Genomic DNA, 9196 nt, shown 5'->3' on the forward strand with positions numbered 1-9196 from the left:
GTGGTGACGAGGGAGGAGTGAGGGCATGAATCCTGCTCTGCAGGGTCTTCTGACCATCGTGTTCGGCGTCGGCGGCTGCGTCGCCTACTTCTACTTCTCCAACATCTTCCTCGACAAAGTCCTGTTTCCCGCCCGCGGCGAGAATGCGGGCAGGAATATCAACCGCGCCAACATGGTGCGGCCATGGCTGTTCCTGTTCCCCGCGCTGTTCGTCCTCGGCCTCTACCTGGCCTACCCGGTGGTCGAGACCATGCGCCTGTCGCTGACAGAGCGCGTCCCCGGCGGCTCGGTTTGGGTCGGCCTCGACAACTACACCCAGATGGCCTCGGAGCCGAAGTTCTGGGAGGCGATGAGCAACAACCTGCTGTGGCTGGTGGTCGTGCCCGCGGCCTCGACCGCGTTCGGCCTTCTGGTGGCGCAGCTGACCGACCGGATCGGCTGGGGCGCGTTCGCCAAGTCGCTGATCTTCATGCCGATGGCGATCTCGTTCGTCGGCGCGGCGGTGATCTTCAAGCTGGTCTACGACACCCGCCCCGCGGGCGCCGAGCAGATCGGCATCCTCAACGCCGTCTGGCTGACCTTCGACGGCGGCGTCTGGTCGGTGATCGTGCTCAAGATCGTGCCGGCGCTGCTCATCCTCGCCTTCGGCGCGGCGGTCGCCTACCTCGGCTACATCGCCGTCCGCCCCATGTGGCAGAGCCGCCCGGGCCCGCGCATGGGCGCCGCGGCGATGATCCTGCGGGTGATCCTTGCAATCGTGGCGCTGTGGCTGGTCTGGACCAGCGTCAGCGGCCTGATCTCGCTGCTGTCCGCGACGCCGCCCTACGGCGTGCCGCAGACGTGGCTGACGATCCCGTTCTACAACAACTTCTTCCTGATGATCGTGCTGGTCTGGATCCAGACAGGCTTCGCCATGGTCATCCTGTCGGCGGCGCTCCGCGGCATCCCGGAAGAGACGGTCGAGGCCGCCATCGTGGACGGCGCCAACCCGTTCCAGATCTTCTTCCAGATCAAGGTGCCGCAGATCATGTCGACGATCGTCGTGGTCTGGACCACGATCACCATCGTCGTCCTCAAGGTCTTCGACATCGTCTTCGCCATGACCAACGGCCAGTGGGAGACGCAGGTGCTGGCCAACTACATGTACGACAAGCTGTTCCGCGCCAACGACTGGGGCGTCGGCTCGGCCGCGGCGATGGTCATCATGCTGATGGTCACGCCGATCCTCGTCTGGAATGTCTACAACGCCCGCAAGGAGATGCGGTGATGCCGGGCCGGGGGAGGGCGCGACATGGATAACATCGCAGGAACGAAATCCTCGCTGACCTGGGCGGTACACATCTCGGTCGCGCTTCTCGTCCTGCTGTGGGTCTTCCCGACGGTCGGCCTGCTGGTCTCGTCCTTCCGCACGGCGGACCAGATCTCGTCCTCCGGCTGGTGGAAGTCGATGTTCCCCGCCGAGCAGACGCTGCAGCTGCGCACCGCGGGCACCGACGAGGCGGTGCAGGCGGACGGCGTCTGGGTGATCGAGGGCAACCTCTACGACGTCGAGGGGATCGACCCCCTGCCGATCAGCACCTGGGGCGTGTCGTCCCGCGACGTGGCCGCCTTCGTGCCCGGCGACGAGGCCGCGCCGGGCGACGGCGAGACGATGGTGGTGCAGGAGAACGGCGACTACGTCTACACCAGCGCCGAAGAGCCGAGCGGGCGGGGCCAGCGGGTTTTCGTCACCGCCTCCGTTCCGCCGGAATTCACCCTCGACAACTACGAGCAGGTCCTCTTCTCCGGCAACACGACGGACTCGATGGCCAAGGCCTTCTTCAACACGCTGACGGTGACGATCCCGGCCACGATCATCCCGATCCTCGTCGCCGCCTTCGCGGCCTACGCGCTGGCCTGGATGGACTTCCCCGGCCGGGCGCTGCTGATCGCCGCCATCGTCGCGCTGCTCGTCGTGCCGCTGCAGCTGGCGCTGATCCCGCTGCTCAAGCTGCACACCGACATCGGCATCGGGAAGGGCTACGTGGGCGTCTGGCTCGCGCATACCGGCTTCGGCATGCCGCTCGCGATATACCTGTTGCGCAACTACATGGTCGGCCTGCCGCGGGACATCATCGAGAACGCCAAGGTCGACGGCGCGACGGACTTCCAGATCTTCACCAAGATCATCCTGCCGCTGTCGTTCCCGGCGCTCGCCTCCTTCGCGATCTTCCAGTTCCTGTGGACCTGGAACGACCTTCTCGTCGCCATCGTGTTCCTGATCGACGCGACCGGGGACACGACCGTGATGACCCGGCAGATCGTGGAGCTGCTGGGCACCCGCGGCGGCAACTGGGAGATCCTGGCGACGGCGGCGTTCGTGTCGATCGCGGTCCCGCTCGTCGTCTTCTTCGCCATGCAACGTTATCTGGTCCGCGGCCTCCTGGCCGGATCGGTCAAGTAAGAGCCGAAAAGGGGGAGGGCGCCCGATGGCCGATCTGAAACTGAAGAACGTCGAGAAGACCTACGGCGGCACCGTCGACGTCCTGCGGGACATCAACCTCGACATCAAGCAGGGCGAGTTGGTCGTCTTCGTCGGCCCGTCCGGGTGCGGCAAGTCCACGCTGCTGCGGATGATCGCGGGGCTTGAGAAGATCACCGGCGGCACGCTCGAGATCGACGGGCGGGTGGTGAACGACATGCCCCCGGCCGAGCGGGGCATCGCGATGGTGTTCCAGTCCTACGCGCTCTACCCGCACATGACCGTGCGCGACAACATGAGCTTCGCCCTCAAGCTCGCCAAGAAGACCCCGCAGGAGATCGAGACCGCGGTGGGCCGGGCCGCCCGGATCCTGCAGCTGGAGCCGTACCTGGACCGCCTGCCCAAGGCCCTCTCGGGCGGCCAGCGCCAGCGCGTCGCCATCGGCCGCTCCATCGTGCGCGATCCCAAGGTCTACCTCTTCGACGAGCCGCTCTCGAACCTCGACGCCGCGCTGCGGGTCGCCACCCGGATCGAGATCGCGCAGCTGAAGGAGTCGATGCCGAACTCGACGATGATCTACGTCACCCACGACCAGGTGGAGGCGATGACGCTGGCCACCCGGATCGTCGTGCTGGCGAACAAGGGCATCAGCCAGGTCGGCACCCCGCTGGAGCTGTACGAGCGGCCCGAGAACGAGTTCGTGGCCCAGTTCATCGGCTCGCCCGCCATGAACCTGCTGCCGGGCGAGATCGTCGAGATCGGCGCGCAGACCACCGTCCGGCTGGAGGGCGGCGGCACGGCCGTGTCCGCCGTGCCGACGCAGGCGGCGGACAAGGGCCTGAAGGTGAACGTCGGCGTCCGGCCCGAGGACATGGTCGAGGCGGCCGAGGGCGCGCCCTTCATCTTCGAGGGCCAGGTCGCGATCACCGAGGCCCTCGGCGAGGTGACGATCCTCTACTTCGAGAAGGTGAACGGCGCCGACCCCGTCATCGCCAAGCTCGCCGGCATCCACCGCGACCTGCGCGGCCGGAACGTCAAGCTGACGGCGGTGCCGGAGAAGGTGCAGGTCTTCGCGAACGGGCGGTCGCTGTATTACCGGTGAGGGGACCGGCCGTCGCGGTGGGTTTCACCCACCCTACGGAAGCGGGGTAGGGTGGGTGAAACCCACCGACCCCGTCACACCCCCGTCAGGAGGATATCCAGCGTCCGCACGACCTCGTCCCGCTGGCCGTCGGCATTGAAGAGGAACGTCCCGAGCTCGCTCGGCGCCAGGGACGCCACGAAGCAGGACGTCAGATGGCAGCTCGGGTCGCCGGACGTAATGATCGGTTCCAGTCCGCGGATGCCGGTCCGTCGTTCGCCGACCTCCTGCGGCGAGGGGTGTCGGGCTGGAAGGTGACGGACGTCGTGGCCTTGGGCATCGGTGCCTCCGCTCGCGCGGATCCTGTATGGCGTCCTCACGGTGTATCGTCACTGGTCCCGCATGCCCCGTCCCGCCGCAATGCGGTCGCGGAACTTGTCCACGCGGGCCGCGCGCGTCTCGGACTTCTTCGCCCCGCCGATGTGGAGGGCGTATTCCCGCTGCCGCCCCGGCGTCAGGCTGTTCCAGCCGTCCTGAAGCGCCGGGTCGGCGTCGAGCGCGTCGACCAGCTCGTCGCACAGGTCCAGCTCCGGCGGGCCCTCGACCTTCAGGCCCTTGCGTTCGACCTCGGCCGCGCTGGCGACGAGCGCCCGGACGGCGCCCGCCAGCCGCTCCACGTCCGCGACCGAGCGGAACACCACCCGCAGGGCGGAGCGGGTGTTCTCGCCCTGGCTTTCCAGTACGCCCTCGGGGTCGTCGAGCAGGGCACCCTTGAAGAACATCAGCGCGAGAAAATGCTTGAACGGCTGGATGATGGCGATATTGCCGTCCGCCGTTCCGTAGGTCGGCTTGCCCCACTTGATCTCTTCCCGCAGGCCGGCGCCCAGCAGCACGCGGCGGAGCGCCCGCGCTTCCGGGCCCCACGTGTCGCGATCCTCGAACCAGTCGTCCGCCCTGGCCATCGAACCGTCTTGTCCGGCCGGATCAGTAGGGAACATCTTCCAGCGCCCCGTCCGCGTTCATCTGCGCGTAGAGCAGCCCCTCGCGCAGCCCCCGGTCGGCGACCGACAGCCGGTCGGTGGGCCAGAGCCGCATCAGCGTCTGCAGGATCGCCGAGCCGGACATGATCAGCGCCTGCCGGTCCTTGCCGATGCGTGGATCGTTGCGCCGTCCCTCGGGTCCGAGCGTCAGGTAGTCGCGGATCACCGCGTCGATCTGGTCCGAGGTCATGCGCAGCCCGTCCACCTTGGTCCGGTCGTAGCGCTTGAGCCCCAGGTGCGAGGCGGCGACGGTCGTCACGGTCCCCGAGGTACCGATGATCTGGAACCCCTCGCGCGCCTGCTCCAGCGCCGAGGGCGCGAAGGCGGAGAGGTTCTCCTCGAAGAACCAGCTCATCAGCGCGAAGCGCGCGGCGTCGTTCTCGACGTCGGCGAACTGGTCGCGCAGGGTCGCGACGCCGAGGGGCACGCTGATCCAGTCGACGACCTTGGCCGCCTGGAACGGTCCGGGATCGGCGCGGAAGCCGGCGTGCAGGCGCATGATGGCGCGGGGCCGCTCGCGCTGGGGGACCTTGGTGAGGTCGATCCAGACAAGCTCGGTCGAGCCGCCGCCGATGTCGACCACCAGCAGCTGCTCGGTCCGGGTCGAGACGAGGGGCGCGCAGGAGATGACGGCCAGGCGGGCCTCTTCCTCCGGCTCGATGATCTCCAGGTCCAGTCCCGTCTCGCGCTGCACCTGCGCAAGGAACGCCTTGCCGTTCTTGGCGCGCCGGCAGGCCTCGGTCGCGACGAGGCGCATCCGCGTGACCTTGTGGCGGGCGATCTTCTGGCGGCAGATCCGCAGCGCGTTCAGCGTCCGCTGCATGGATGAACGCGACAGACGGCCCGTCGTCTCCAGCCCGTAGCCGAGCTGGACCGACTTGGAGAAGCTGTCGACCACGTGGAACTGGCTGCCCTTCGGCTGCGCGATGAGCATCCGGCAGCTGTTGGTTCCCAAGTCCAGCGCCGCGTACAGCGTCGCCGGGTCGGGTGGTCTGGGCGCGGGGCTCTCGACCGCTCTGGGGAATGCGCCCGCGCGTATGGGACGCTTGGGCGCCATGTCGAAACGCCCTCCGAACGAGTTCCCTCCAACCTACGGATCGCGCGGCGCCGGTGCAAGGCTTCGCCCCGGCAGAAGTCGCATCCCGTCGCTGGCGGCGCGGCAGATGTCGAAAACGGATGCAGCCGCGGCAGGGCACGCTAGTATCAGGCGCTGGAAGGGCCGACGCCGGCCCGCGAGGAGGACAACGCCCCATGCCCGACGTCACGGTCGTCTACTGGCGCGACATTCCGGCCCAGGTCATCGTCGGCCGGGGCAGGGGCGGCGCGAAGGTCCAGCTGGCCGAGCGGTTCGAGCAGGCGATCGACCGCGCCGCGATGAAGGCCGGCGCCCGCGACACCGACGCCTACCTCGCCGAGTGGCGCAAGGCGCCCGAGGGCGCCGCGGAGGGCGAGCCCGAGGCGGTGGCCCGCGCCCGCGCCGACGCGATCGAGGCCGAATACGACGACACCCGCCTTCGGGCCCTCATCGACAATGACGGCCGCGCGGCGTGAGCCGCGGCCCCCGCTTCAAGGAGACGCTGATGTCCGTTCTGTCCTTCCTGCGCCGCAAGGACGCGCCCGCCACCACCACCGGCTCCGGCGAGCTCGAGGAATTTCTGCAGGGCTACTCGATCGAGGTGATGCCCCGCACCGCCGAGAAGGTCGAGGATTTCCGCGCGATCCTGCCCGCCGGCACCCGCGTCTACATCGCCCACATCGAGGGCACCCCGATCGAGGATATGGTCGCCACCGCCGCCCGCATCCGGGCCGAGGGGTTCGAACCGATGCCGCACTTCCCCGCGCGCATCGTGAAGGACGCCGCGACCCTGCAGGAGTGGATCGCCCGCTACCAGGACGCGGCCGACGTGAAGCAGGGCCTGATCCTCGCCGGCGGGGTGAAGGAGCCGGTGGGCGAGTTCCATTCGTCGATCCAGATGCTGGAGACCGGGCTTTTCGACCAGCACGGCTTCACCCGCCTGCACGTCGCCGGCCACCCCGAGGGCAACCGCGACATCGACCCCGATGGGTCCGACCGAATGGTCTCGGAAGCGCTGCGCTGGAAGCAGGCCTTCAGCGAGCGGACCGACGCGCAGATGGCTCTGGCGACGCAGTTCTCGTTCGATGCGGGGCCGATCATCGAATGGGCCGACCGCATCGCCGCCGAAGGCATCCAGCTGCCCATCCACATCGGCATCGCCGGCCCGGCCAAGCTGCAGACCCTCATCAAGTTCGCCATCGCCTGCGGCGTCGGCCCTTCGCTCAAGGTCCTGCAGAAGCGGGCGATGGACGTGACCAAGCTGGTCATGCCCTACGAGCCGGACGAGGTGCTGACCGCGCTCGCCGCGCACAAGGCGGCGCATCCCGGCTTCGGGATCGAGCAGGTGCATTTCTTCCCGCTGGGCGGGATCAAGACCTGCGCCAAGTGGGTGACCGAGAACGGGGGCGCCGCGGGCGTGCCGGCGGCCGCCTCGGCGTGACGGTCCGCGCGCTTCTCTTCGATCTCGACGGCACCATGCTGGACACCGACCCGATCCACGAGGCGGTGTTCCGCGACCTCCTCGCGCCGCGGGGTATTGCCGTCGACCGCGCCTTCTACATGGAGGCGATCCACGGCCGGCTGAACGTCGACTTCTTCGCCGAATACCTGCCGGACGAGCCCGATCCGCAAGGCCTGTCCGAGCGCAAGGAGGCCGAGTTCCGCGACCGCCTGCCGCGGCCCTATCCGGCGGCGCCGGGCGCCGCGCGGCTGATCCGCGAGGCAGCGGCCCGCGGCACGCCGATGGCGGTCGTGACCAACGCGATGCGCCTCAACGCCGAGGCGATGCTGGAGGCGATCGGCCTGGCGGACGCCTTCGCCACCATCGTCGTCGGAGAGGAGTGCGCCCGCGCCAAGCCGCACCCCGCCCCCTACCTCGCCGCCTGCGACGCCCTCCGCGTTGCGCCTGGCGATGCGGTCGCGTTCGAGGATAGCCCCTCGGGCCTCGCCTCCGCCGCCGCCGCCGGCTGCAGGGTCGTCGGCGTCCGCTCCGCCCTCACCGACGCCGCGCTGCGCGCGGCCGGCGCCCACCTCACGATCCGGGACTTCGAAGACCCGGGACTCGACCAGTTGCTCGAAAGGACCCCCACGTGACCCGCACCGTCGTCGAATCCAAGACCAAGACCGCCATCATCGGCTTCGACCAGCCGTTCTGCGTCATCGGCGAGCGGATCAATCCGACCGGCCGCAAGAAGCTGGCGGCCGAGCTGGAGGCCGGGGACTTCTCCACCGTCGAGAAGGACGCCGTCGCGCAGGTCGCGTGCGGCGCGACCGTCCTCGATGTGAACGCCGGCGTCGTCTACAACTCCAACCCCAACCCGAACGAGACCGAACCGCCGCTCATGACGAAGATGATCGAGCTGGTGCAGGGCCTCGTGGAGGTGCCGCTGTGCATCGACTCCTCGGTGCCCGCCGCGCTGGAGGCCGGCCTCGCCGCCTGCGAGGGGCGTCCGCTGGTGAACTCCGTCACCGGCGAGGAGGAGCGGATGGAGTTCGTCCTGCCGCTGGTGAAGAAGTACAACGTGCCCGTCGTCGCGATCTCGAACGACGACACCGGCATCTCCGAGGACCCCGACGTGCGCTTCGCCGTGGCGAAGAAGATCGTGGAGCGGGCGGCGGACTACGGCATCCCGGCGCACGACATCGTCGTCGACCCCCTTGTGATGCCGGTGGGCGCGATGGGGACGGCCGGCCTGCAGGTCTTCACGCTCGTCCGCAAGCTGCGGGAGGAGCTGGGCGTGAACACGACCTGCGGCGCGTCCAACATCTCGTTCGGGCTGCCGAACCGGCACGGGATCAACAATGCCTTCCTGCCGATGGCCGCCTCGGCCGGCATGACGTCGGCGATCATGAATCCCTGCGCCCTGCCGGTGCCGGCGTCGAAGATCGCCGAGAAGCGGGCCGAGGTGGAGGCGGCGGGCATCGTCCTGCCCGAGGGGCTGGACGACGAGACGTTCCTGACGCTCTTCAACCTCGGCTCCACCCAGGCCCGGCCGGGCAAGGAGATGGAGGCGATCCGCGCCGCCAACTTCCTGCTGAACAACGACCCCTCCGGCGCCGACTGGATCCGCTTCAACCGCCCCGCGGGCGCCGCCGCCGGCGAAGGCCGGGGCGGCCGCGCGGGCGGCCGGCGGCGGCGGGCGGGGTAAGGTTCGGAGGCGGTCCGAGCGCTACCCTTCGGCGTAGACTGCGCGCCCCGGCCTTGAGCCGGCAACTGTAACCTCAGGGGTTGGCTGTCGCGTAGTCCTTGGCGTCGCGGAGCATGGCGTTGAGGACGGTGAGGAGCTTGCGTGCGACGGCGATGATGGCCTGCTTGGGACGCTTTCCGGCGGCCTCGAGGCGGGCGCGGAAGGCGGCGAAGGCAGGGTCCCGGCGCGAGGCCTGCAGGCCGGCGAGGTAGAGCAGCGAGCGGATCACCGGTCGGCCGCCGGCGATCCTGCGGGGCGGGCTGCGCATCCCGGAGTCGCGCGCGACCGGCGCCAGTCCCGCCAGCGCGGCGATGCGTCGTCGGTCGAGTTTGCCGAGTTCGGGCATCTCGG

At 69.1% G+C, this 9196-nt stretch carries 10 protein-coding genes; 7 read left to right on the forward strand and 3 right to left on the reverse strand.

Going from position 1 to position 9196, the window contains the following annotated elements; translation table 11 throughout:
- Positions 1-25: 25 nt before the first annotated feature.
- From A37W_RS0111570 to A37W_RS0111580, 3 genes are read left to right on the forward strand one after another with little or no spacing between them, the layout of a single operon-like run.
- The gene (locus tag A37W_RS0111570) at positions 26-1267 is read left to right on the forward strand and encodes a carbohydrate ABC transporter permease (protein WP_018303200.1); all 1242 of its coding nucleotides are present in this window, start codon (positions 26-28) and stop codon (positions 1265-1267) included.
- Between the two features lie 24 nt (positions 1268-1291).
- Entirely contained in the window at positions 1292-2443 is a 1152-nt protein-coding gene (locus A37W_RS0111575) for a carbohydrate ABC transporter permease (RefSeq protein WP_018303201.1), read from the forward strand.
- Between the two features lie 25 nt (positions 2444-2468).
- On the forward strand, positions 2469-3563 hold the full coding sequence (locus A37W_RS0111580) for an ABC transporter ATP-binding protein (protein WP_018303202.1): 1095 nt from the start codon (positions 2469-2471) through the stop codon (positions 3561-3563).
- A 368-nt stretch (positions 3564-3931) separates the two neighbouring features.
- Here the strand turns inward: A37W_RS0111580 and A37W_RS0111590 are convergent, their stop codons facing one another.
- Complete coding sequence (locus A37W_RS0111590; RefSeq protein WP_018303204.1) at positions 3932-4504, reverse strand: YdeI/OmpD-associated family protein; 573 nt, start codon at positions 4502-4504, stop codon at positions 3932-3934.
- Between the two features lie 22 nt (positions 4505-4526).
- Complete coding sequence (locus tag A37W_RS0111595; RefSeq protein ID WP_026198449.1) at positions 4527-5639, reverse strand: Ppx/GppA phosphatase family protein; 1113 nt, start codon at positions 5637-5639, stop codon at positions 4527-4529.
- 194 nt (positions 5640-5833) lie between these two features.
- Between A37W_RS0111595 and A37W_RS0111600 the strand changes: the two genes are divergently transcribed.
- The 4 genes from A37W_RS0111600 to A37W_RS0111615 are packed head-to-tail and all read left to right on the forward strand — an operon-like array spanning position 5834 to position 8806.
- Positions 5834-6133 carry a virulence factor gene (locus A37W_RS0111600; protein ID WP_018303206.1) on the forward strand — a complete coding sequence of 100 codons (300 nt, stop codon included), beginning with the start codon at positions 5834-5836 and terminating at the stop codon, positions 6131-6133.
- A gap of 29 nt (positions 6134-6162) precedes the next feature.
- Positions 6163-7098, forward strand: a complete 936-nt coding sequence (locus tag A37W_RS24300) for a methylenetetrahydrofolate reductase (protein WP_040753935.1) — start codon at positions 6163-6165, stop codon at positions 7096-7098.
- Positions 7095-7751: an HAD family hydrolase gene (locus A37W_RS24305; protein ID WP_302621161.1), complete on the forward strand. Its 657-nt coding sequence runs from the start codon at positions 7095-7097 to the stop codon at positions 7749-7751. Before A37W_RS24300 ends, A37W_RS24305 begins: the two co-directional genes overlap by 4 nt.
- Positions 7748-8806: a methyltetrahydrofolate cobalamin methyltransferase gene (locus A37W_RS0111615; protein ID WP_018303209.1), complete on the forward strand. Its 1059-nt coding sequence runs from the start codon at positions 7748-7750 to the stop codon at positions 8804-8806. Before A37W_RS24305 ends, A37W_RS0111615 begins: the two co-directional genes overlap by 4 nt.
- A 73-nt stretch (positions 8807-8879) precedes the next feature.
- Here A37W_RS0111615 and A37W_RS0111620 read toward each other — a convergent pair.
- Positions 8880-9196 (reverse strand): IS110 family transposase (locus A37W_RS0111620; RefSeq protein ID WP_018303210.1); only part of this gene is annotated, 317 nt, incomplete at its 5' end.

Source organism: Wenxinia marina DSM 24838 (genome assembly GCF_000379485.1).
Lineage (GTDB): Bacteria > Pseudomonadota > Alphaproteobacteria > Rhodobacterales > Rhodobacteraceae > Wenxinia > Wenxinia marina.

What these genes read in the sequence shown, in the direction of transcription:
- A37W_RS0111575 (WP_018303201.1), top strand. Translation starts at nt 1,292, where the DNA reads ATGGATAACATCGCAGGAACGAAATCCTCGCTGACCTGGGCGGTACAC.
- A37W_RS24300 (WP_040753935.1), top strand. Translation starts at nt 6,163, where the DNA reads ATGTCCGTTCTGTCCTTCCTGCGCCGCAAGGACGCGCCCGCCACCACC.
- A37W_RS0111600 (WP_018303206.1), top strand. Translation starts at nt 5,834, where the DNA reads ATGCCCGACGTCACGGTCGTCTACTGGCGCGACATTCCGGCCCAGGTC.
- A37W_RS0111570 (WP_018303200.1), top strand. Translation starts at nt 26, where the DNA reads ATGAATCCTGCTCTGCAGGGTCTTCTGACCATCGTGTTCGGCGTCGGC.
- A37W_RS0111595 (WP_026198449.1), bottom strand. Translation starts at nt 5,639, where the DNA reads ATGGCGCCCAAGCGTCCCATACGCGCGGGCGCATTCCCCAGAGCGGTC.
- A37W_RS0111580 (WP_018303202.1), top strand. Translation starts at nt 2,469, where the DNA reads ATGGCCGATCTGAAACTGAAGAACGTCGAGAAGACCTACGGCGGCACC.
- A37W_RS0111590 (WP_018303204.1), bottom strand. Translation starts at nt 4,504, where the DNA reads ATGGCCAGGGCGGACGACTGGTTCGAGGATCGCGACACGTGGGGCCCG.